Origin of the sequence: Paenibacillus sp. FSL R5-0623, from assembly GCF_037974265.1 — a bacterium.
In the GTDB taxonomy this organism is placed as follows: Bacteria; Bacillota; Bacilli; order Paenibacillales; family Paenibacillaceae; genus Paenibacillus.
The window spans coordinates 6,204,530-6,227,161 of sequence record NZ_CP150233.1 but is presented as its reverse complement, the minus strand read 5'-3'; the positions used below and the strand labels follow the sequence as shown (position 1 = coordinate 6,227,161).

The following is a 22,632-nucleotide window of genomic DNA, read 5'->3' as shown; positions in this document are numbered from 1 at the left end:
GAATGCTCCACTAATCGCGCTTAGGCAAAGGCAACCATTTCAATACATCCTGAATCTTGGCATCCCAGTAGCCCCACTCATGTTCACCAGGCCCTTCCTCGTACGTCAGTTCGAAGTTCGTCTGTTCACAGGCTTGCCGGAAGGTTTGATTATCCTCATACAGGAAATCTTCTGTTCCGCAGCATTGGTAGAGCAAAGGTCGAGGACTTTCGCTAGATTGATTTTCTTTTAACAGATGGATCAGATCGTTCTCTGTACCTGCCACCTCGGGTCCGAAAATCCGCTGTAACTCCGTCTGTTGTAATGCTGAGGATGCATTTCTATCCATATGTGCAGACATATCGAGTGCTCCAGACAAACTGGCAGCAGCCGCATATTGATCTGGTTTACGAAGGGCCAGCTTGAACGCCCCATAGCCACCCATGGATAATCCGGCAACGAAGTTGTCCGCCCGTTGATCTGACAGCGGGAAGAAAGAACGAGCAAGTGCCGGCAGTTCTTCGCTGATAAAGCTCCAATAACGTCCGCCTTCTACCATATCTGTATAGAAGCTGCGGTGTACCTGTGGCATAACAACGGCGATCCCGAGGTTGGCCACATAACGTTCGATCGATGTCCGGCGCAGCCAGATGGAATCATCATCAGACAGACCGTGCAACAGGTACAGGGTTGGGTGCAACCCTTTGCCAGTCACATTCTCCATACCGATCTGATTGTGAGTTTGTTGCGGCAGAATGACATGCATGCTGGTGCTAAGCCCGAGCGTATCCGAGTAAAAATCACATTTAATAAGTGCCATGAGTATAAGAAACCCCTTTCATAAGTTCGTTAACCACGTGTTCTGACATGAGACGATGGGATGGAAATCGGATGCCTAGGCCTCCAAAGTGTTTATATGTAACAGGTTATACGCATTACGCTTCCATTGCAATAACAAGATCTACAGTAGAAAACAAAGAATTTCACACCAGTGGTTAAAGTGGAAATCTGTAATCTGATCATCGATTCTTCAATGTGGTTTACAACGTAACAATGTTATGTTACACTCGTTTCAATAAAAAGGGGGACCATATATGACAGATGATTTGATCTCCAAGAAAGAATTGTTGGACCTGACAGGAATCTCATACGGCCAGTTATACCGCTGGAAGCGGAAAAATCTCATTCCGGAAGAATGGTTCATTCGGAAGTCGTCCTACACCGGACAAGAGACTTTTTTTCCCAAACAACAGATTTTACTGCGCATTGACAAGATTCTCAATATGAAAGACGGATTATCGCTGGATGAGCTGGCAGACGTATTCTCACCTACGTTGGGTGAAGTAGAGATGTCTGCACAGCAACTATTAGAGCGAAACATTGTTTCACAGATCTCGCTGGATCTGTTAAAAGAAGCAGGTCGAGAACAACCGCTGTATGTTTTGGAGCAGATTATGATGCTCTACGTCCTTGATAAGCTGTTAATGAGCGGAGATATTACTCGGCAAGAGGGCGCGTTGCTGATCGAAGTGATGTCCGAACATTATTACCGTTTTACAGGCAAACCCAGCGAACTCGTGCTTATTCGTAAGATGGGTGTTCCTTCATTCATGCTGGTAACAGCAGGAACGGAGTTTTATTTTGACAATGGTGTGAAAGTGGTTCTTAGGCAGCCGATAGGAACATTTATGGAAGAATTAAAACTCAAATTGGGATAAGGAGAGGATCATCTATGGAAGAGCGGAATAAGCGGAATGATCTGAATGTGGCGGGCATAAGTCAAACGGCAGGCGGGAATTTTCACCGTGTATCTATTGATGGCATGGCTAAGGTGAACGGCAACCTGGACTGCACCTCTATGGAAGTGAATGGGACATTGAAGATGCACGGCGCTTTGACCTCCGAGAGTGCAACCATTAACGGCATGTGTACGTTGAACGGTCCTTTGACCAGTTTTCGTGTTCGGGTGGATGGCATGACGACGATTAACGGAGATCTCCATAGCCCTGAGCTTGAAGTGAACGGAAAGTGTACCGTACGTGGAAGAGTGGATGGGGAACGAATTGATATTGGCGGTGTGATCGATATTGAAGGGGATGTCCAATGTGAGTCCATGAATGTACGGGGCAATATTAAGATCAGCGGTTTACTGAATGCGGGAACAGTGGAGATCAGGCTGCATACATCTTCTTCGGCTAAAGAGATTGGCGGAGAGCGTATCGATATTCGTCGCAAGGAACAACAGAATGGATTTTGGAAAAGTATTGGTCTGGGCGGGAGCCCTTCTTTTAAGACATCCTTAATTGAGGGTGATGAGATTGTGCTGGAAGATACCGAAGCTGACATTGTTCGGGGGAGTAACATTTTTATCGGCCGCGGCTGTAACATCAGGCTGGTCGAGTATTCAGGTGAACTTGAGGTAGATCAGGATGCCAAGGTGGGCAGCAGTCAGCGAATTTAAAGTTTGGATATGGAGAGAAAGGGATGGGATCGACATGAATAACAATCCTGGACGTTCATTGGACAAAAAAATGGATATCAGCATCGTTGGTGATGGCAGTTCTTCTGGTGGCGTGTACGGCAAGATCAAGGTTGTAGGGGACGCGTCCTTTAACGACAATCTATCTTGTGATCGATTCAAATGTACGGGTACATCGGTCATATACGGATCACTTGAATCCACAGATATTAAAATTACCGGAACCCTGACTCTGACAGAGCGAGAGACCAGCAACGATGGTGAGGATGGAATCCAGACACCTGGCCTGCACGCCAAAGCTGAGCATATAAAAGTGGTAGGTGAACTTCATCTGTCAGGGGATTGTCAGGCGGAAAATATCAAGCTGAACGGGCGTTTGACGATAGCAGGGATGCTCAGCGCTGAACACATCACACTCAAAATCATGGGTCCATCCGAGGTCAAGGAAATGGGCGGTGCCATCATCTCGGTGAAGAGTGGCCGGTTGAATGATTTGTTTACGGGGAATAAATCAATTCTCAAGGCACAGATTATCGAAGGTGATGATATTGAATTAGAGAATACGGAGGCCGAGATTGTCCGTGGCGATAAAGTAAAAATCGGTCCTGGCTGCCGGATTGGTACAGTGGAATACCGTTCATCTCTGCAAATTCATCCGCAATCGGAAGTTTTGCTGCAAAGCAATCGGTCCTTGGACTGATTAACGAAAACTTCTTTTCGGATATACTAATGCAGTCATATGAATAGAGCGTGAATGGAGAGATTGAGTACAATGGTTGCACGTAAAAACAGTATTGGATTGGTGCTGGCAGGGTTACTGCTCAGCATACTAATGGCTTCGATGGATAATACCATCGTGGCAACAGCTATGGGGGATATTGTCGGGAAGCTGGGTGGGCTCGACAAGTTCGTCTGGGTTACCTCCGCGTACATGGTGGCTGAGATGGCAGGGATGCCGATCTTCGGTAAGCTATCCGATATGTATGGACGGAAGAAGTTTTTTGTATTTGGTATTATTGTGTTTATGCTTGGCTCAGCGCTGTGCGGAACGGCAACGTCTATTGTGGAATTGACGATGTACAGAGCGATTCAAGGTATTGGTGCGGGGGCCCTGGTGCCGATTGCCTTTACGATCATGTTTGATGTCGTTGCACCAGAATCTCGTGGTAAATTGGGTGGATTGTTTGGAGCCGTCTTTGGCCTCTCCAGTGTATTCGGACCTCTGCTCGGTGCTTACATTACCCAGTATGCGACATGGGAATGGGTATTTTATATCAACCTGCCGCTAGGCTTGATTGCATTTGTGTTTATTGCGTTCTTCTACAAAGAGTCTCATCAGCATCAATCTCAACAGATCGACTGGCTGGGTGCTGTAACGCTGATCGGTGCTGTTGTGTGCCTGATCTTTGGTCTGGAACTGGGCGGCAAAACATTTGCCTGGGGTTCGTGGCAGATTCTTGGCTTGTTTGCCGGATTTGTAGCATTAGCGCTGCTCTTCCTTTTTGCAGAAACCAAAGCCAAAGAACCAATCATCTCCTTCAGCATGTTCCGCAACCGGGTCTACTGGTCCAGTAACGTTATTGGTATGTTCAGTGGTGCGGCGTTCATTACAGCATCCGTGTACATTCCGATCTTCATACAGGGGGTACTCGGTGGTAAAGCGACCAACTCTGGTCTTGTGCTGCTACCCATGATGCTTGGGTCCGTTGTGACGGCGTCCTTGGGCGGTGTGTTGATGACCAAAATCAAGTATCGTAATATCATGATTCCTACGTTAGCCCTACTTGTCATTGGACTTGGATTGTTGACTACACTGGATGAGAATTCATCCCTTTGGACGATACGTATCTACATGGTGATGGTTGGTCTGGGTGTCGGTGCTTCGTTCTCGGTACTCAGCAACGCAGCCATGAATGCGTTTGAACCGCAAAGACGCGGAGCAGCAAGCTCCACACTTAACTTTTTGCGGTCCCTCGGTATGACGATGGGCATTACGATCTTTGGTATCGTACAGAGCCAGGTATTTACGCGTAAAATGAATGATGCTCTCGCTGGTTCAGCTGCGGAAGCAGGCGGTGCTTCAGCGGGTGGCGTGCCGCAGGGAGTGGACCTGACCGATCCACATGCGTTACTCTCACCAGAACTCAGACAGGCGATTCCGCCTCAGGTGCTGGATACCATCACACATGCCTTGTCTTCTTCCATCGTGCAGTTATTTGCCTGGGCTGTGATTCCGGCTGCACTCGCGTTGGTCGCTTCCTTTTTCATGGGAAGAGAGAAGATGGTTGTAGGCGAAGAGCAAGGCGAATACACCGGCGGTCACTAAACCGTAATACAGTAAACTAACTATAAGTTAAGGTAGTACAGCTGATCGTAGCTTGGTAAAACCCGAATAACATATCTTAAACCATAAATAGACACACTTCTCGCGTATCCTTAAAAGGGACGGGAAGTGTGTCTTTTTGTTTTCGTAGGATCAGCTTATGTTTATCCATGAATTACGGCAGGACCTTGTTTGTACCATTCCGTGATCTGTAAGTTGTCGGTTGCTTTGAAAAAAATTAAGGCTGTTTTGTATCGCTAATCCCGTCCTCGACCACAGAAGGCCCTTGCGGGTCAGGCAGGCTGCTATGACCGGAGCGGGCAATCAGGCGATTCTGAGCTTTGTACGTGTCCCGTGTAATCGTTTTGGATTCGACCACTTTGCCGTCCAGCCTCTTGGTTCTTACCGTCTCCACGATATATCCAGGCTGTCCGTCTTGCAGCACCTGCTGTGCACCATCAGGCAGTACCGTACTGGACACATACTTTACCGGAACACTTAATGTTTCAATGGTACGAGATTCAAGGGCATAGCTAACATTCTCCGGGAAGGTGCCGAAAAATTTCACCATCAATTGGTGATTCTTCACCTCTGCATGAATGAGTAAGGATTTTCCAGTATTATTCTTGAAGCGAAAATTGATGGCTCCCGAGGCAAAGGTGGCATCCAGTCCTTTGGGCAAATATTTGACCGGCAGGGAATGGTTGCGACGCTCAATAATATCAAGACCCGTCAACAGCGCTGCATTATACACGGTACTGGATACCTGGCAGATTCCCCCGCCAATTCCGGGGGTGAGTCTTCCATTAACAATGACCGGTGCCTCACGAAACCCATACTCCTTTTCAGCTTGACGGACGACCTTCTCATAATCGAATGTGGCATCTGGTGGCAAAATCATGCCATTAATCGCTTCCGCCGCTGCGCTGACATTATGTATCCGGCCTTCACTACTATTGCCCAGACCCGTGGAGAACTGGATGATCTTTCGGTCAATGCCTTCCTGGCGCAGCGAATCAAGGGTTACTTCAGGCTTCAGCGTATACAGTGGTACCTGAATCAGCAATGGGGCGGATTTCTCATCCGGGTTCAGTACACTGAAATCCCTGTGCAGCTTCGTCTGTATGAGATTTGTGAGTGTATCCCAATCAATCCGGCGGACTCCCTTTTCCGGGATATACTGGACTTTGTCACTTGTGGTAATGCGGCGAACAGCGTCCGCAGGTGTACCGAAGGTTTCTTTTTCCCAGGCAGGGCTGAGATGTTCTTGAAGTGGCCGTAAATCGTAGCTCATATCGAGAGAGAACTCTTTTGGAAAATGATAACGTGCATAAGCGCGTTCCCACAGGTTACCTTCCTCCAGCTGCTGTATTGCGGATTCCAAGCTGTTAACGTTGTAACTCACCCCCACCTGAGCTGCGGTATACGACATCGTCTGGGGGTTGGGTTCAGTCACTTCAAAGGTGACAGGCCAGTCCTCCAGCTTTTGGATCTTTTCATCCAATTGATGCAACACGTTCTTGCGATTCTTCCCTTCTACCAGCATGCCGCCAACATGAACATCTTTGGGCAGGGCAGGTTGATTCACGTACATGTACAGCAATCCATAAGACGCGGAGCCGATCAAGAGGATAGAGAATAGAACAATGACCGTCAAATGTATTTTTTTCATAACCGTACGCTCCTTTATACTTCGGTTGTTCCCGACTTTGTAACACTTTCTATATATATGATCCAATGCAGGAAAACTTTCGGGTACTCAATAGGTAACAAATTTGTTACAATAAACTTCATATGAATCCATGCTTCACCATTGAAACAGGAACGAAGTGGATTTTTTCCTGATGAAATTCAGGTCTTTTTAAAGGAAATGCCGGGATTGTGTCGAAATGATAATGGCTAACTATGCGAGCAGGAAGTGATGATGTGATAGAAATGCAGGACGTGTGGAAGACCTACGCCAATGGGACCCACGCATTACAAGGGGTGTCGGTGAAGATCGACCGCAATGAATTTGTCTATATCGTCGGTCCGTCCGGCGCAGGTAAATCAACATTTATGAAATTGATGTACAGAGAAGAAGTTCCGACCAAAGGACAAATATCCATTAACGGATTTAATATTGGTAAGTTGAAGCCAAGAAAGATTCCTTATGTGCGTCGTAACATCGGCGTTGTGTTCCAGGATTTTCGTCTGCTGCCACGGATGACAGCATTTGAGAATGTGGCATTTGCGATGGAAGTTATTGAAGCACCGAAGCGTCATATCAAGAAACGAGTGATGGAAGTGCTTGATCTGGTGGGACTGCGCAGCAAGGCGGGTCGTGAACCTTCACAGCTCTCTGGTGGAGAACAGCAACGTATTGCCATTGCACGGGCTATCGTCAATAACCCGTCGGTTATTATCGCGGATGAGCCTACAGGTAACCTCGATCCGGAGACGTCGTGGGGCATTATGCAACTGCTGGATGAGATTAATTTCCGGGGGACAACCATTGTTATGGCGACCCACAACAAAGATATCGTGAATACGATGCGTAAACGGGTAATCGCGATTGAACGTGGACAGATTGTACGGGATCAGATGAGAGGGGAATACGGTTATGAATTTTAGTACTCTCTTGCGCCATCTGCGGGAGGGATTCAAAAACGTATTCCGCAACGGCTGGATGTCTGTGGCCTCCATCATGTCCATCATTGTGTCATTATTGATTCTTGGCGTGTTCATGTTGCTGGTGCTCAATGTGAACTCCATGGCGAATCAGGTTGATAGCCAGGTGGAGATCAGCACATTCCTCGAACTGAATGTGGACGAGAACCTGCGTAACACACTGGAGCAAGAAATCAGCGCGATGCCTGAAGTAAGTGAGATTCGTTTTGTGTCCAAGGAAGAAGGACTCAAGGAGTTCCGTGAACGTCTTGGAGAGAGTGCAGATAACGTGCTTAGCGGTTTCGATGTGGATAACAACCCACTGCCGGAGACCATTGAAGTTGAGGTCATTGAGCCGGAAACCGTCGCTTTTGTGGCGCAAAAAATCGAAGCTTTGAACGAAAAACACCCGGAGAAGCCGATCATGAAAGTGAACTACGGCAAGGAAACGGTGGAAGTGTTGTTCAAATTTACGAAACTTGTTCGTAACATCGGATTTATTTTTGTCGGGGGACTGGGTCTGATGTCCATGTTCCTGATCTCGAATACGATTCGCGTAACGATTCTGGCTCGTCGCCGGGAGATCGGCATTATGAAGCTGGTTGGCGCAACCAATACCTTTATTCGCTGGCCTTTCTTTATTGAAGGTGCACTCATTGGATTTATTGGCTCGGTGATTACGGTTGGTGTGCTCTTCGTTGGATACAGCCAGTTGATGAACACGATTGGTCAGGATGTCTTCATGCAGATGCTTAACTTGATTCCGCTCGGCGAAATCTGGTTGCTGTTTGGAACCCTGTTGATCGGACTCGGCGTGCTGGTAGGTATTTTGGGAAGTACACTGTCCATTCGGAAATCACTCAACGTTTAATTTTGTTTTCAACGATCGAATTGCAGAATATGTCGAAAAGAATGGTAAAGCAGGTTCATTAATGGACGCTGTTTGACGATATGTAGGAAAGACGGAGTCTTTTAAGATTGAAGAAAGCAAAGAACATGCTGTTCACCACCTGTGCAGGTTGCTTTCTTGTGAAATCATAGGATGGGGGATCATCATTTTGAAAAAAACCGCTTCGCTGCTGGCCTTTACGTTATTGGCCAGTTTGACGCTTCAACCTTCTGACGGATATGCCAAGAGTAGCATCAGCGATATTGACCAACAGATTCAGCAACTGGAGAGCAAGGCGGCTTCTGCCAAGCAGGAGCAAAAAAAAGCGGCTTCCAACAAAAAGGAAGCACAGCATTACAAGAACAAAACCAACGCTTATCTGAAGGTTGTCATGGAACAGATCAATGTCGTTAGTGATGAACTGGCCAGTGTATCCTTGCAAATCGAGAACACGGAGGAAGATCTCCGTACAACGAAAAAAGATCTGCAAGCGGCAGAAGAACGCATCGTTGCAAGGGAAAAACTTTTGGAGTCACGTGTGCGTCTGATGTACACGGACGGTGCTGTATCGTATCTGGATGTATTGTTGTCCTCCACTAGCTTCACTGACTTCCTGACCCGTGCGGATTCACTAAAAACGATTGTGGATCAGGATCAGCATCTGCTGGATGAGCACAAGGCGGACAAGCAACTTGTCGTGGACAAAAAGGCAGAATTGGATGTGCAATATGCGGAAGCCAAGAGCCTGTATGCACAGAAGAAACAGCGCAAGTCCCAATTGAATGAAAAAGAAGCGGAAAAGCAAGTGCTTCTCGCTTCATATGATGCTAAAATTGAAGAGTCAGAAGAGCTGACACAAGAGCAGGAAGATGTATTAATGCAGATTGCCAGCAAACGTTCGGCACTTCTTCAAGAGAAAAATAAATTGCGTGAACAGCAGGCTGCAGCTGCAGCCAAAGCAAAAGCCGCAGCAGCCGCTCGGGCGAAAGCTGCAGCCAAGACACCAACCAGAGTGAGTTCGGATAGCAGCAGTGAGGTCACGTATTCATCCGGTAATGGTATCTTCTCAAGACCGGTATCTGGAGGACGTATTTCTTCTGGATTCGGTCCCCGTACCCATCCAATTACGGGCGTAGTGGGTAAGATGCATGCCGGTGTCGATTTTGCTGTTCCTGTGGGAACTTCGGTTCACGCTGCTTCTGGCGGAATCGTGATCATGGCTGAATGGTATAGCGGTTATGGTTATACGGTTATTGTGGACCACGGCGGTGGACTTTGGACGTTATATGGTCACTTGCGCGAAGGTGGATTCAAAGTCAGCAAGGGAGACACAGTAAGCAAAGGGGATACCATTGCGGAGTCAGGAAATACAGGGAACTCTACTGGACCTCACTTGCATTTTGAAGTGAGAGACAACGGTACTGCTGTAAATCCGATGAACTATTTGTAATTATTGCTCCATCGTTCGAATGGAAAAAACATATTCCGTACAAGCTAGACATATACTAAGCTGGCATGTTCAGGGAATGGATTCTGGCAACAATGGAATCTGACACGCTTCAAAACTAAAGGCGGTGACAAACGGATGATGAAGAAAAGATCGGCGCTACTGCTTGTCATTGTGGGTCTCCTTGGCGGTAGTTTACTAACCCTGGTATTAATGACGTATCCAGGAATAGCGAGCCAGGCCACACCGGGCGAAGGTTTGCTGGCCAGTGTAACCGGTAATACACAGCAGAAGAACGATTTGAAGAAGATTGAAACCGCGATGGATTTGATCTCAAGCAACTATTATAAAGACGTGGATCAGACCAAATTGATTGACGGTGCGATCAACGGCATGATGGACTCGCTTGGTGATCCGTACTCCAACTATATGGGGCAGGAAACGGCTGCTCAGTTTGAAGAGTCGATCGAAGGTTCATTTACCGGTATTGGCGCAGAGGTATCCTCACAGGATGGAAACGTTGTTGTTGTTTCCCCGATCAAAGGATCCCCTGCCGAGAAAGCGGGTATTCGTGCAAAAGACATGATTATGTCGGTCAACGGCGAATCCCTGCAGGGTTTGGAACTGAACAAGGCGGTCAACAAAATCAGAGGTCCCAAGGGCAGTGAAGCGAAGGTACAGGTCAAACGTGCCGGATCTTCCGAGCTGATTGAATTTGTGATTGTACGGGATGACATTGATCTGGAGACGGTATATGCTCACATGGAGGATGGCGGAATTGGCGTTATTGCCATTACTCAATTCTCTTTGAATACAGGCGATCGCTTCAAGGAAGAATTGGCGAAGCTTGAGAAGCAGAACATGAAAGGTCTGGTCATCGACGTACGGAATGACCCAGGCGGTGTGTTGCAAGTTGTTATTGATATCGCTGAGCAGTTTGTTCCTAAAGGCAAGGTTATTGTGCAAGTTGAAGACAAGAACGGCAAAAAGGAACAAAGTAAGTCCAATGGATCAGCCAAAACTTATCCAGTCACAGTTTTGATGAACAAAGGTAGTGCGAGTGCTTCGGAGATTTTGGCCGGTGCATTACAACAGTCAGCAGGTGCTAAGTTGATTGGTGAAAACTCCTTTGGTAAAGGAACCGTACAGACGAGTTATGACAAGCAGATGGGTGACGGCAGCTTGCTGAAGATAACCATTGCCAAGTGGCTCACTCCGAACGGAGACTGGATTCATGAAAAAGGTATCAAACCGGATATTGCGGTAGACCAGCCGGATTATTTCTCGGTGGCACCGATTAACAAAGAGAAGTTACCACTGAAATATGACAGCAATAGCACGGATGTGAAAAGTGCGCAGACGATGCTGAGAGGACTCGATTTCAAACCGGATCGTGTGGATGGATACTACGACCAGAAGACGGAAGAAGCGGTCAAGGCATTCCAGAAGCAAAAGGGCATTCAGGCTACAGGCCAGATTGACGAGAAAACCGCTGAATCACTGGAAGCGGCTCTGATTGAACGTATTGCCAATCCTCAATATGATGCACAGCTGAAACGCGCGATCGAAAATGTCTCGAAGGATATTTCGTCCGCTGTGTCGAAGCCATAAAGAAGGCTGATTTTCAGCCTTCTTTTTTTCTGAACCGGCTGAAAGAGAGGGGTGACTGACCACAATGGAATGGGTATGGCCGTGGTTAACTACATTAGGGGAAGCTATGTTGCAGTTGTTTATTCAGCCGTTTTATTATATTGCGGTGATCCTGATTGCGCTGATCTATCATCGTCAGTTACTGCAGGAGCGTAAATTGTTCCATGTTCGGTTGCAAAGCTCAATAACACAGACGATTCGTGCCGTGCTCGGAGGCATACTCATTGGTACCATCGTCTCAATTGTGTCCCTATTCCTCGGTGCACATCTTACACTGGGAAGTCTGATATGCATATGGGCTGCAACATTAATTCTATCCTTGTTCCGTATCCGGTATCTGTGCTTTGCTTATGCGGCCGGGTTACTGGGTGTGCTGCAATTTGGTTTGAATCTGGCTTCAGGCTGGCAACCATCGGGTTGGATGGGCACTATCACGGAAACGCTACGTGCCCTGGATATGCCAGCACTGCTTGTCCTGGCGGCGCTTCTACATATGGGTGAAGCCCTGTTGGTACGCATGCAGGGGGTATCGATGGCATCACCACTTCTCTTCGAGGGAAAACGCGGGAAACTGGTTGGTGGATATCAACTGCAACAGTTCTGGGCCATTCCTCTACTGATTCTTGTCCCGGTAACAGGTAGTGGCGCGGAGCTGGCTTGGAATCCACTGATGAATGCGGGACATAGTTACATGCTGGTTGCATTGCCGATTATGCTCGGATTCGGTGAGATAACGCAGAGTATGCTTCCGTCACAAAAGGTGCAGATCTCATCAAAACGGTTGATGATATATGGGGCAACTTTGCTCGTGTTCAGTTTGCTTGCGGCATGGTGGTCTCCACTCATGGTGGTTGCTGCGCTGATTGCATTTATTGGACATGAATTTCTGGTATGGTACAGCGCGTTTGAAGAGCAAAACCGAAGTCCGGTATTTGTCCATCCGCAGCATGGGTTGAAAGTATTGGCTGTTATTCCGGAGAGTCCTGCTGCAGATTTGGGGATTGAAGCCGGAGAGACGTTGTACAAGGTGAATGGCAAGTTGGTTCATTCGCCGGAAGAGTTGCATCGTGCTCTGCGGATGAACCCCGCTTTTTGCAAACTTGAGGTGCGAAATCACCAAGGAGAAAGTAAGTTCATGCAACGAGCGATCTATGAAGGGGAGCATCATCAACTTGGGGTCATTATGGCACCGGACAATCACGAGGTCTGGGCGATTCGGTTACGTCCACTGACGTTGTTCCATGTTATCAACCTCAAATTGTTTGCCCGTCTGAAAAAACCACACAGGGACGAAGCTCCCTTGGCGTTACCGCCAGCCCCGGTGGCTAGTGATAAAGGGTCCGTGGAGATGTAACAACTAAGCATACTTGATGAAGTATGTTGTATAAATCAAGCCATGAAAAAGGTATTTCCGAACGCCGTCACGGGCAAGGGAAATACCTTTTTTGTTATTGTTTTAATATAAAGATGGCGATTTGGGTCCGATCACGCAAGCTCAACTTACCCAGAATATCCGTGACATAGTTTTTGACCGTGCCTTCACTGAGGAACAATTTGGCGGCAATTTCCTTATTGGACAACCCCTCCGAAATGGCCTCGGCAACCGCCAGCTCCATACGTGTCAGTCCATAGGCTTCGATTGGGTTCTGTGTCAGGGGAATCGCAGCGGGACGAAGAAGGCCTGCCAATTTGCGGGCAATATCCGGATGAATTAACATATCGCCGTTATGTACGGTCTTGATGCCTTGGATGATCCGCTCGGGGGGGACATTTTTGAGCAAATAACCGCTAGCTCCATTCTGTAATGCCTGAATAATATACTCATCGTCGTCAAACGTAGTCAGCATGAGCACCTGGATTTCAGGAAAACGTGCCTTGATGCGTTTGGTACCTTCAACTCCGTCACATTCCGGCATCCGAATATCCATTAACACCACGTCCGCAGGCGTTCCTGCTTCTAGCAATTCCAACGCTTCCTGTCCATTTGAGACTGTGCCTGTAACACTAATGCCAGACTCGAGTCCGAGCAGCACTTTAAGGCTCTCGCGAATGAAATAGTCATCATCGGCGAGAATCAGCCGAATAAGTGGGAGTTGGGCTGAATCATTGTCTTGGTTTACATCATTCCGTTCGGACATGAGAACATTCACTTCCTTTTTCAGAGTATATCAACTTTGTTCGTTATTGGAATGCGTGTAATCACTGTATACGGATAAGCCGATTGGATCTCCAGGGCTCCTCCCACCATTTGTGTGCGCAGAAGCATGCCTTCCTGTCCTATGCCGTTTCGCTTGGAAGAATGAGGATTGATTTTGCCATCATTACTTACGCTCATACAGACTTCCTGATCCCCGAATACCAACTCCACTGTGATCGAAGAAGCATTACCGTGTCGCAGTGCATTGGTCAGGGCTTCTTTGGCATTTTTGTATAAAACAATCTGTATGCTGGGATACAGCACATGAGATGGGCCTTGAACTTCATAATTTATCTTCACGCCGGTATCTCTACCGACTTCCTCTAGGAGACGATCCAGGTCGTAGGCTTTGGATGCATAGGAATTAGGTTGCAGTTTGTGCAGTGTGCTGCGCATATCATCCATACTATTGGCCAATTGATCGCGAATCTGTCGCACCATTTCCGTTCCTTGTTCCCTATCTCGGGGGAGGGTCAGCAGGGCGGCTTCAGACATCATTTTGGTGCGAATCAGTCGATGCCCGATATCGTCATGAAGCTGTCTTGAGATCCGGGTGCGTTCCTCTGCCTGAGCCGCTCCTTCAAGTTGCTTTGCGAATAGTAGTAATTGCGCACGCGCTTCCTGTAGCTCGTAATGTTTGCTGCGAAGTTCGTCATAGACTTGTTCCAGTTGTCCGCGGCTGCTCGCCGTTCTTGATCCCTGCCAGGACAGAGCCGCTGTGATGAGCAGAAGCAGGTTGCCAAGAACCATCGCAGTTGTCTCTGCGGAGAGTAATGTAGTGGCGGTTGTATTTAGTGTGGTTAACCCTGGCTGCTGTGCCTGTGGGACAGAATAATGCCAATGCAAAGCGACATTGTTAGCGATAAGCTGAATTGCAAACATCAACCATCTCCGACTTCCCTCCAGTCTGTATATATACACGTAGAGCACGGATAGAGAGAGGAATAGCAGGAATGGTCCATACGAAGCAATCAGCCAGCAGCTCCAGAGTATTTCGGTCAGAAGCAACAGCCACTGCTGTGTACTTGAACGGTTGAAATCTTTCCACACGGAGAGTCCAAGCGCGATGATGATATACAGGGTGTAGACGGCTTCATTTTCCAAGGGCAGCATCAACATGTACAGTACTGCTGGAACGATAATTAATCCATATTGCAGAAGCCGCATCGGCATATGTAAATGACATCCTTTATATAAAAGTGGAGTAGAAAATCTCTTGGTAATGCGCCCTTGATTATACCATAAGCAGCATTCGAATCAGGAGATGACTTAAGTCACCTTCGATTCATGACCTTTTGTACCTTCGCTACAGATTACGATCCGTTACACTAAAATTATGAAATCCAGCGGCGAAGGCCGAAACGGAAAAGGGGCGTAAAAGGGATGGGCATACTTGAAGTAGATCATGTAGTAAAACGATACGGCAGCAAGCTGTCCGTGGATCATTTGAACCTTAGTGTTGGCAAAGGCGAGATTTTTGGATTGCTTGGTCCCAATGGAGCAGGAAAAAGTACCACCATCAGCATGATTGCAGGGCTCCTGAATATGGATCAGGGTGAAATCAGATTAGATGGGATATCGGTCAAGGAGCGACCGCTAGAAGTAAAGCGCAAGATCGGACTCGTTCCGCAGGATCTGGCTTTATACGAAACCATGTCTGCTGCGGAGAATGTGACCTTTTTTGCCAGACTGTATGGACTGCGTGGAAAATTGCTTAAGGAAAGAGTGCAGGAGTCCCTTGAATTTGTAGGGTTACAGGATAAAGCAAAGGATGCCCCCTCGACCTTCTCTGGTGGTATGAAACGCAGATTAAACATCGCATGTGCGATTACACATCGCCCGGATCTAATAATTATGGATGAACCTACAGTGGGCATTGATCCGCAATCTCGGAATCATATCCTTGAATCGGTACGCACACTCAACAAGATGGGTTCAACGATCATATATACAAGCCATTACATGGAGGAAGTGGCGGCGATTAGTCACCGGGTCGCGATTATGGATCAGGGGCGAATTATTGCCTGTGGGACTGAAGCAGAGTTGAGAGAACGGGTAGCATCGGAGGAAAAAGTAGTGCTCTCCACTTCCGGTATCGGTGCCGACGTCGTGGAAGAACTGAAACTTCACCCCCGCGTACGGATGGTAGACGTTTCAGAGAATACACTGACCATTACGCTGCCTTCGGCACAGCAGGATCTGCAGGATCTGCTCTTCATTTGCAGCAAACATGAAGTAGCCATTCAGTCGCTCAAGGTCGAAGAGCCGGATCTGGAAACGTTGTTCCTCAATCTGACCGGGCGTACGCTTCGGGACTAGGGGGAACAAGAGATGAATATATGGCATATTTGCATCTTTGAATTGAGGCGTATTCTTAAGATTCGGTCTGTAGTGTTGAACCTGTTCATTCTGCCGTTGTTACTGATTTTTATATTGGGTACGGCACTTTCCAGTACGATGGGTACGGCGAAGGATGTTATTCCGGATACTGTACGTGTGGGAATCATCCATTTGAGCACTGAATCTGGCGGAGGATCAAGTACGGTTAATCAAGCGATGGATACATTCGTTAAATCCTCGGAAGTGGCTGAGATGGTCAAGGTGCAGAACTTTACGACAGAAGAAGAGGCCGTTCATTCACTGCGTACCGGCAAGCTGGACTTTGCTGTAATGATTCCTTTGGATTTTGAGCAAAACGTGATGATGGGGAAAGAGGCCAGGTTACAGTGGATACGAGGAAAGGACAACACACTTAATACCTTGGGTGAAACTTTGTTCACGCGTTTTACGGATGAATGGAACCGACAGATGGCGATTACCAAAGTGCTCGGTCCGGAAGTAATTGCTGCCATGGCCTCTGCTTCGGAGTCTGGTACGGCGAATTCCACCTCCATTGCTGTCACTAATCCCGGTAAGACAGGTACGGCGTATAGTGCCTCCCAATACTATGCAGCTTCCATGCTGGCAATGTTCATGTTGTACTCGGGCATGACAACCAGTACCAGCCTTTTTGGGGAACGGGATAACAAAACGTTAATTCGCCTTCAGGCTGCGCCGATAGGTAACGGAGTTATTTTCGCTGGCAAAATTGCAGGCAATAGTCTGCTCGCTTTCTTACAAGCAACAACGATCATACTTATGACGTATTGGTTCTACGGTGTGGATTGGGGAACCCATCCTTGGTATATTGTGCTGACTTGTGTATGTATCACATTGGCATCTATGACTCTTGGCGTGATCGTGGCATTGGTATGCAAAAGCACGGCATCGGCCAGTGCAACGCTACAAGGTATCATCGTTGCCATGACATTCATCAGCGGTGGGTTCATGCCCATTCCGATTGATTTTGTACAACGGCTTAGCCTATTTACGGTTAACCACTGGGCGCTCCAGAGTTTTCTGAGAATGATGTTGGATGCACCTGTAGCAGAGATTGTGTATAACATTCTAATGTTAGGCGTGGTATGCGCTGTATTACTGTTCATCTCAGGAATGATCTATAGAAAGGCAGGATACCGATATGAATAGTCTACACATCGCCTGGTTGATGATTAGACGTACCCTTGGCCGTAAAATGGGCTTCATTACGTTTCTGCTTCTGCCTTGCCTGGTGGTTACAGGAGCGGTTGCTCTTTTTGGAAGCGAGCAGATTACACGTACTGTTATTCCCTATGTGAATGAGGATGGAGGGGTGGCAGGGACATGGATGATTCATGAACTTGCCGGCAAAGAGGAGTATCTGCTCAAACCGATGACAAACGAAGCAGAAGTGAAGGAAGCCATCGCTCAGCAAAAAGGAAGTTCTGGCATCATCATTCCGGCACATTATACGGAGGATCTGTTACAAGGAAAGCCAACCGAAATTCAATTGGTGGAACTGCGTATAAGTGAAAGTTCCTATACCCTACGAGCAGCAGTTGAAGGTTTGACGAACGGATTGTTACAATCTGCTTCAGCTGTTAAGGTGGCAGCAGGTCCTGTCTCAAGTGAGACAGATATACTATCGAGTATACAGAAGCCATTTGAACAGCTTTTACAGGAGATAGGAAAACATCAAGTCGCTGGTGAAGTCACCGCTCTGCAGATCTATCCCAAGCCAGGCCTGAACAATGTGACTGGATTTACAATCATGTTTATGATGGGGCTGTTGACCAGTGCAGTGGCTGTGATAATGGAAGATCGCAGGAAACGTACGATGGCCAGAGTATACACGGCACCCGTCCGTGCGTATGAGATTGCGCTTGGTAATTTCCTCGGCAGCTTTGTCATTGGTATGATTCAGATTGTTATGGTTTTGGGAGTCAGTAGGTGGCTGCTGCATTATGATGCCGGTATTCCTTTTGGCATTCATTTCGTCATCTTGGCCGCATTCATGCTGGTCTCCATGGGGATCGCAAGTACCGTGGCAGGATTAATTCGTAATCCCAAAAATGCGAACATGCTGAATTCGCTTGTCATTATGCCAACCTGCATGATAGGTGGTTGTTTCTGGCCAATCTCGTTGATGCCGGACTATATGCAGAAGCTCGCTAACTTTGTTCCACAGAAGTGGGCGATTCAGGCAGTGGAGACGATCTCTGCTGGCGGTACATTATCGGATATCACATTGCCGTTATTGATTTTGTTTGGCATGGCTGCCATCTTGCTGACTGTAGGCTCTGCGATTCTACGCCCTAGCCAGCCAGGAGTAGAGGCATAAATAAGGTTTATACGACATAAAAGAAAGCACGCTCTGCTGAATTGAATTCAGTTAGAGCGTGCTTTCTTTGCATGAGTATGTTGCATTATGTGAGATATGGATGATTAAGGCTGGAGCTGACGCAGGACCGTTATTTCAACCCGACGGTTCTTTTGTCTTCCGGCGGCTGTGGTGTTGTCACCCGTTGGGCGAGTATCCGCATATCCGGCATACTGGAAGCTGTCCGGGTTAAGTTTCTCTGTATCCAGAAAGAATCGCAATACAGACAGTGCACGTTCTCCTGAAAGCTGCCAGTTATCGGTATAGGCGGAGTTTGCTCCCACAGGAACATTATCGGTGTGACCCTCAATGCTGACAATGGTATTCAGATCGCGGAACAGGCTGGCAAGTTTACTGAGCGTTGGTGCTGCACCGTCCTTTAGAGCGGCCTGTCCCTGGTCAAACAGGAAGCGGTCACTAAGTGTAATGGATAGGCCCTGTGGCTTGTCAGCAACAAAAATCTGGTTTTCCAGTTTATTATCCTCGATATATTGGGTAATCACATTGAATAGATTTTGCAATTCCTGCTCTTGTGATCTGAACTGTTCTTCCCGTTCTGTGAGCGGCTTGTTTTCATCTTCTGGTGTTGCTGTCCCGGAATCGGAAGGGGTTCCTTCACCTTTTGAAGGATCTTCACCCTGCACCTCGGAGGGTGGAGTCTCTGTAATCGTTTGACCGGGTTTCTCACCGATTCCCTCACCAAGCTCAAGGATAGAGTCGGACGCATTAAATGTATTTTGTAACGATTGAGTAACGACGTCATATTTACCGGAATCCAGATTGCTCATGGCATACATGATGACAAAAAAGATTAAAAGCAGAGTTATGAGATCGGCATAAGTAATCATCCAGCGATCCCGATGATCGATAGTTTCTCGTTTTCCGCGCCGTTTACTGCGCCGACTCATCCAATCCCTCCTTTGCTAGGGGGCGTATATGCTGACGATGCGTGAGGGTGAAGGACTCCAGTCTTTTGCGAACAAGCTGGGGATTCTCACCGTTCTGAATGGCAAGTACACCTTCGAGAAGCATTTCCATGGTCTGCACTTCATCGGCACCTCTTGATTTGATCTTGGAGGCAATGGGCAAAAAGATAAGATTGGCACTGGCGACCCCATACAGGGTTGCGGTAAAGGCAACAGCAATGGCAGGTCCGAGTCCTGTGGGATCGGTCAAACTGCCAAGTACCTGAATAAGTCCCATCACGGTTCCGATGATCCCCATGGTTGGAGCGTACCCACCAGCGGATTCAAATATTTTGGCATAACCCTCATGTTTTTGTTCAATCGAGTCAATCTCCATCTCCAGGATCTGGCGAACCACATCCTGATCGGTACCATCAACAACCATCTGAATACCGTCTTGCAAAAATGGATGCGGATGATTCATAACCTTGCGTTCCAATGCAAGTACACCTGAGCGGCGTGCGATTGAAGACATCTCTACCAGTTCTTCAACCCACAAACCTGAATCATTATTGTTACGTCCAAAAGCCATACGCAGGGCAGCTGGAATCGTACGCAGGCGATGCGCCGGGAAACTGGCAACCACAGCAGCAATCGTTCCACCGAATACAATTAAAGCAGCCGTTTTTTGCAAGAGACCAGACAATTGGCCGCCTTCCCACAAAAAACCGCTAATGACTGCGGCAATTCCGGCAATAATACCGATAAGTGTCGCAATATCCATAAATTAACCCACTCCTATCTTCATTTCACGTTTGCATCACTAAAACGAACGAGGTATAATTAAACGGGAACAAATATTCCTATTACTATAAGTTTTCCCATATGAAAATTCGGGGAACTTCGACAATATATAGTGACTATTATTTTAGACGATAGGGTGAGATACGGCAATGAGCGATATTATAATGAGCGACAAAACGTTCGAAATCGAGTCAGAGTTTTCTCCCCAAGGTGATCAGCCGGCAGCCATTAAAGAATTGGTGAAGGGTGTTCAGGAGGGGAAGAGGTACCAGACACTGCTGGGTGCAACGGGTACGGGTAAGACGTTTACGATAGCCCAGACGATAGCCCAACTGCAACGTCCGACGCTGATTATTGCACACAACAAAACGTTGGCAGCGCAGCTTGCAAGTGAGTTTAAAGATTTTTTTCCTAATAACATGGTTGAGTATTTCGTTAGTTATTACGATTATTTTCAGCCAGAAGCATATATCCCGTCCTCCGATACGTATATCGAGAAGGATTCAAGTATTAATGAAGAGATCGACAAACTGCGGCACGCAGCGACAAGTTCGTTGTTTGAGCGCAGGGACGTCATCATTGTAGCGAGTGTTTCCTGCATTTATGGTTTGGGTTCACCGCACTCGTATTCAAGCATGTTGCTGTCACTTCGGGTAGGCATGGAGAAACCACGCAATCAGATTTTGTCTCGTCTGGTAGAGATCCAGTATCAGCGGAACGATATTAACTTTGTACGGGGTACGTTCCGTGTTCGTGGGGATGTTGTTGAGATTTTCCCTGCCTCCAAGGGCGAACATGCAATTCGGGTTGAATTGTTTGGTGATGAGATCGAGAAAATTACGGAGATTGATGTGTTAACCGGAGAACTGATTGGTGAACGTGAACATATTGCCATCTTCCCGGCGTCTCACTTCGTAACGCAAGAAGAGACGATGAAGGTTGCGCTGGTGAACATTGAGCGTGAACTGGAGGAGCGTCTTGAAGTGTTGCGTGAACAGGGGAAACTGCTGGAGGCTCAGCGACTGGAGCAGCGCACACGGTATGATATCGAGATGATGAAGGAAGTTGGATTCTGTTCGGGGATTGAGAACTATTCCGGTCCACTGACTTTCCGAGAACGCGGCGATACCCCATACACATTGATGGATTACTTCCCGGATGACATGTTGATTGTGGTCGATGAGTCTCACGTGACTCTGCCACAGATCCGTGCGATGTACAATGGTGACCAGGCGCGGAAGACGGTATTGGTTGAACATGGTTTCCGACTGCCGTCAGCATTGGATAATCGTCCACTCAAATTCGATGAGTTCGAGGGCAAGATGGATCAGATTATCTATGTATCGGCCACACCGGGTCCGTATGAGATCGAGCACACCGATACGATGGTGCAACAGATTATTCGTCCAACCGGACTGCTCGATCCAATCATTGAACTGCGTCCAACGAAGGGACAGATTGATGACTTGATTGGTGAGATTAATGACCGGATTGCCAAAGACGAGCGTGTGTTGATTACAACATTAACGAAGAAGATGTCCGAGGACCTGACAGATTATCTGAAGGAAGTTGGAATCAAGGTTCGTTATCTGCACTCCGAGATCAAAACGTTGGAACGGATGGCGATTTTACGTGATTTAAGGTTGGGCGTTTTCCATGTGCTAATCGGAATCAACTTGCTCCGGGAAGGTCTCGATCTGCCCGAAGTTTCCCTCGTCGCTATTTTGGATGCCGATAAGGAAGGATTCCTACGTTCCGAACGCTCACTGATCCAAACGATTGGTCGTGCCGCACGGAACAGCGAGGGTCGGGTTATTCTATACGGTGACAAAGTGACGGATTCGATGGATAAAGCGATAAAGGAAACCGAACGCCGTCGTGAAATTCAGATGGCGTACAACGAGAAACATGGCATTACACCACAGACGATTCGCAAAAAAGTGCGTGACGTGATTGAGGCAACCAAAGTTGCCGAATCCAAGAAAGACTATCTCACAGGCGCAGCCGAGAAGATGTCGAAGAAAGATCGCCAGGCGCTTATTCAGCGCTTAGAGGTAGAGATGAAAGATGCAGCCAAAAACCTGCAGTTTGAGCGTGCTGCCGAGCTTCGCGATGCGTTGCTGGAACTTCGCGCTGAATAAGATACAGCTCATTCATATGCTCCCGTAAAGATGGATCTGTAACAAGAGAACGGCCAATTGGCCGTTCTCTTGTTGAGTAAGGAAATCATTGATATCTACCGATAATAAGAGATGTTGAAATCTTGAATTCGGGTCTATACTGATAGAAATGTTGAAATTGGTTAAAAGGTTTATAGGAAAGCAATTGGGAGTCGTGTCCCCCCTGAGAGCCGAGAGCGTCACGGTATTGACCTTGGAGCCGAGCCGAAGGCAATGGCGACCTATCGCGACCAAGGCGAAGCCGAGAGCGCCCCGGTGTTGACCTTGGAGCCGAGCCAAAGGCAATGGCGACCTTGTCGCGAACGTGGCGAAGCCGAGAGCGTCCCGGTGTTGACCTTGGAGCCGAGCCGAAGGCAATGGCGACCTGTCACGAACGTGGCGAAGCCGAGAGC

Annotated in this window: 19 protein-coding genes; 13 read left to right on the top strand and 6 right to left on the bottom strand. The window is 47.6% G+C overall.

The window, feature by feature from the left end:
* Positions 1-10: 10 nt before the first annotated feature.
* Positions 11-799, bottom strand: coding sequence for an alpha/beta hydrolase family protein (locus MKY92_RS27330; RefSeq protein WP_339298279.1), 789 nt, complete (start codon positions 797-799; stop codon positions 11-13).
* A 274-nt stretch (positions 800-1,073) separates the two neighbouring features.
* Between MKY92_RS27330 and MKY92_RS27325 the strand changes: the two genes are divergently transcribed.
* The 4 genes from MKY92_RS27325 to MKY92_RS27310 all read left to right on the top strand — a co-directional run bounded on the left by MKY92_RS27325 (position 1,074) and on the right by MKY92_RS27310 (position 4,784).
* Positions 1,074-1,697, top strand: a complete 624-nt coding sequence (locus MKY92_RS27325) for a YhbD family protein (RefSeq protein WP_339298278.1) — start codon at positions 1,074-1,076, stop codon at positions 1,695-1,697.
* Positions 1,698-1,711: 14 nt separating this feature from the next.
* Entirely contained in the window at positions 1,712-2,440 is a 729-nt protein-coding gene (locus tag MKY92_RS27320; RefSeq protein WP_339298277.1) for a polymer-forming cytoskeletal protein, read from the top strand.
* Positions 2,441-2,474: 34 nt separating this feature from the next.
* Positions 2,475-3,158 carry a hypothetical protein gene (locus MKY92_RS27315; protein WP_339298276.1) on the top strand — a complete coding sequence of 228 codons (684 nt, stop codon included), beginning with the start codon at positions 2,475-2,477 and terminating at the stop codon, positions 3,156-3,158.
* Positions 3,159-3,230: 72 nt separating this feature from the next.
* A complete protein-coding gene (locus MKY92_RS27310) occupies positions 3,231-4,784 on the top strand; it encodes an MDR family MFS transporter (protein ID WP_100528448.1) in 1,554 nt (517 codons plus the stop codon).
* Between the two features lie 235 nt (positions 4,785-5,019).
* Here MKY92_RS27310 and MKY92_RS27305 read toward each other — a convergent pair whose 3' ends face one another.
* Positions 5,020-6,453, bottom strand: a complete 1,434-nt coding sequence (locus MKY92_RS27305; RefSeq protein WP_339298275.1) for a VanW family protein — start codon at positions 6,451-6,453, stop codon at positions 5,020-5,022.
* Positions 6,454-6,707: 254 nt separating this feature from the next.
* Here MKY92_RS27305 and ftsE point away from each other — a divergent pair, with 254 nt between their 5' ends.
* The 5 genes from ftsE to MKY92_RS27280 all read left to right on the top strand — a co-directional run bounded on the left by ftsE (position 6,708) and on the right by MKY92_RS27280 (position 12,770).
* Positions 6,708-7,394: a cell division ATP-binding protein FtsE gene (ftsE, locus tag MKY92_RS27300; protein WP_076209894.1), complete on the top strand. Its 687-nt coding sequence runs from the start codon at positions 6,708-6,710 to the stop codon at positions 7,392-7,394.
* On the top strand, positions 7,384-8,301 hold the full coding sequence (gene ftsX, locus MKY92_RS27295; RefSeq protein WP_221824017.1) for a permease-like cell division protein FtsX: 918 nt from the start codon (positions 7,384-7,386) through the stop codon (positions 8,299-8,301). Before ftsE ends, ftsX begins: the two co-directional genes overlap by 11 nt.
* Positions 8,302-8,488: 187 nt before the next feature.
* A complete protein-coding gene (locus tag MKY92_RS27290; protein ID WP_339298274.1) occupies positions 8,489-9,769 on the top strand; it encodes a peptidoglycan DD-metalloendopeptidase family protein in 1,281 nt (426 codons plus the stop codon).
* Positions 9,770-9,904: 135 nt separating this feature from the next.
* Complete coding sequence (locus MKY92_RS27285) at positions 9,905-11,377, top strand: S41 family peptidase (protein WP_339298273.1); 1,473 nt, start codon at positions 9,905-9,907, stop codon at positions 11,375-11,377.
* A 64-nt stretch (positions 11,378-11,441) separates the two neighbouring features.
* Positions 11,442-12,770, top strand: a complete 1,329-nt coding sequence (locus tag MKY92_RS27280; protein ID WP_339298272.1) for a PDZ domain-containing protein — start codon at positions 11,442-11,444, stop codon at positions 12,768-12,770.
* 94 nt (positions 12,771-12,864) lie between these two features.
* On the opposite strand, the gene MKY92_RS27275 is transcribed toward MKY92_RS27280, so the two are convergent.
* The gene (locus MKY92_RS27275) at positions 12,865-13,554 is read right to left on the bottom strand and encodes a response regulator transcription factor (protein ID WP_339298271.1); all 690 of its coding nucleotides are present in this window, start codon (positions 13,552-13,554) and stop codon (positions 12,865-12,867) included.
* A 20-nt stretch (positions 13,555-13,574) separates the two neighbouring features.
* Positions 13,575-14,786 (bottom strand): sensor histidine kinase, encoded by a 1,212-nt coding sequence (locus MKY92_RS27270; protein ID WP_339298270.1) that lies wholly within the window; start codon positions 14,784-14,786, stop codon positions 13,575-13,577.
* A 210-nt stretch (positions 14,787-14,996) separates the two neighbouring features.
* On the opposite strand from MKY92_RS27270, the gene MKY92_RS27265 reads away from it, so the two are divergent.
* From MKY92_RS27265 to MKY92_RS27255, 3 genes are read left to right on the top strand one after another with little or no spacing between them, the layout of a single operon-like run.
* A complete protein-coding gene (locus MKY92_RS27265) occupies positions 14,997-15,932 on the top strand; it encodes an ABC transporter ATP-binding protein (protein ID WP_339298269.1) in 936 nt (311 codons plus the stop codon).
* Positions 15,933-15,944: 12 nt separating this feature from the next.
* Positions 15,945-17,141 carry an ABC transporter permease gene (locus MKY92_RS27260; RefSeq protein ID WP_339298268.1) on the top strand — a complete coding sequence of 399 codons (1,197 nt, stop codon included), beginning with the start codon at positions 15,945-15,947 and terminating at the stop codon, positions 17,139-17,141.
* Entirely contained in the window at positions 17,134-18,312 is a 1,179-nt protein-coding gene (locus MKY92_RS27255; protein WP_339298267.1) for an ABC transporter permease, read from the top strand. The genes MKY92_RS27260 and MKY92_RS27255 overlap by 8 nt, the downstream gene beginning before the upstream one ends.
* Before the next feature lie 104 nt (positions 18,313-18,416).
* On the opposite strand, the gene MKY92_RS27250 is transcribed toward MKY92_RS27255, so the two are convergent.
* Positions 18,417-19,259 carry a flagellar motor protein MotB gene (locus tag MKY92_RS27250; RefSeq protein ID WP_339298266.1) on the bottom strand — a complete coding sequence of 281 codons (843 nt, stop codon included), beginning with the start codon at positions 19,257-19,259 and terminating at the stop codon, positions 18,417-18,419.
* The gene (locus MKY92_RS27245; RefSeq protein WP_339298265.1) at positions 19,243-20,040 is read right to left on the bottom strand and encodes a flagellar motor protein; all 798 of its coding nucleotides are present in this window, start codon (positions 20,038-20,040) and stop codon (positions 19,243-19,245) included. Before MKY92_RS27245 ends, MKY92_RS27250 begins: the two co-directional genes overlap by 17 nt.
* A 169-nt stretch (positions 20,041-20,209) precedes the next feature.
* Between MKY92_RS27245 and uvrB the strand changes: the two genes are divergently transcribed.
* Positions 20,210-22,201 carry an excinuclease ABC subunit UvrB gene (gene uvrB / locus MKY92_RS27240; RefSeq protein WP_339298264.1) on the top strand — a complete coding sequence of 664 codons (1,992 nt, stop codon included), beginning with the start codon at positions 20,210-20,212 and terminating at the stop codon, positions 22,199-22,201.
* Positions 22,202-22,632 lie beyond the last annotated feature (431 nt).

Coding starts and splice junctions, on each gene's coding strand:
- MKY92_RS27330 (WP_339298279.1), bottom strand. CDS start 799: ATGGCACTTATTAAATGTGATTTTTACTCGGATACGCTCGGGCTTAGC.
- MKY92_RS27325 (WP_339298278.1), top strand. CDS start 1,074: ATGACAGATGATTTGATCTCCAAGAAAGAATTGTTGGACCTGACAGGA.
- MKY92_RS27320 (WP_339298277.1), top strand. CDS start 1,712: ATGGAAGAGCGGAATAAGCGGAATGATCTGAATGTGGCGGGCATAAGT.
- MKY92_RS27315 (WP_339298276.1), top strand. CDS start 2,475: ATGAATAACAATCCTGGACGTTCATTGGACAAAAAAATGGATATCAGC.
- MKY92_RS27310 (WP_100528448.1), top strand. CDS start 3,231: ATGGTTGCACGTAAAAACAGTATTGGATTGGTGCTGGCAGGGTTACTG.
- MKY92_RS27305 (WP_339298275.1), bottom strand. CDS start 6,453: ATGAAAAAAATACATTTGACGGTCATTGTTCTATTCTCTATCCTCTTG.
- ftsX (WP_221824017.1), top strand. CDS start 7,384: ATGAATTTTAGTACTCTCTTGCGCCATCTGCGGGAGGGATTCAAAAAC.
- MKY92_RS27285 (WP_339298273.1), top strand. CDS start 9,905: ATGATGAAGAAAAGATCGGCGCTACTGCTTGTCATTGTGGGTCTCCTT.
- MKY92_RS27280 (WP_339298272.1), top strand. CDS start 11,442: ATGGAATGGGTATGGCCGTGGTTAACTACATTAGGGGAAGCTATGTTG.
- MKY92_RS27275 (WP_339298271.1), bottom strand. CDS start 13,554: ATGTCCGAACGGAATGATGTAAACCAAGACAATGATTCAGCCCAACTC.
- MKY92_RS27270 (WP_339298270.1), bottom strand. CDS start 14,786: ATGCCGATGCGGCTTCTGCAATATGGATTAATTATCGTTCCAGCAGTA.
- MKY92_RS27265 (WP_339298269.1), top strand. CDS start 14,997: ATGGGCATACTTGAAGTAGATCATGTAGTAAAACGATACGGCAGCAAG.
- MKY92_RS27260 (WP_339298268.1), top strand. CDS start 15,945: ATGAATATATGGCATATTTGCATCTTTGAATTGAGGCGTATTCTTAAG.
- MKY92_RS27255 (WP_339298267.1), top strand. CDS start 17,134: ATGAATAGTCTACACATCGCCTGGTTGATGATTAGACGTACCCTTGGC.
- MKY92_RS27250 (WP_339298266.1), bottom strand. CDS start 19,259: ATGAGTCGGCGCAGTAAACGGCGCGGAAAACGAGAAACTATCGATCAT.
- MKY92_RS27245 (WP_339298265.1), bottom strand. CDS start 20,040: ATGGATATTGCGACACTTATCGGTATTATTGCCGGAATTGCCGCAGTC.
- uvrB (WP_339298264.1), top strand. CDS start 20,210: ATGAGCGATATTATAATGAGCGACAAAACGTTCGAAATCGAGTCAGAG.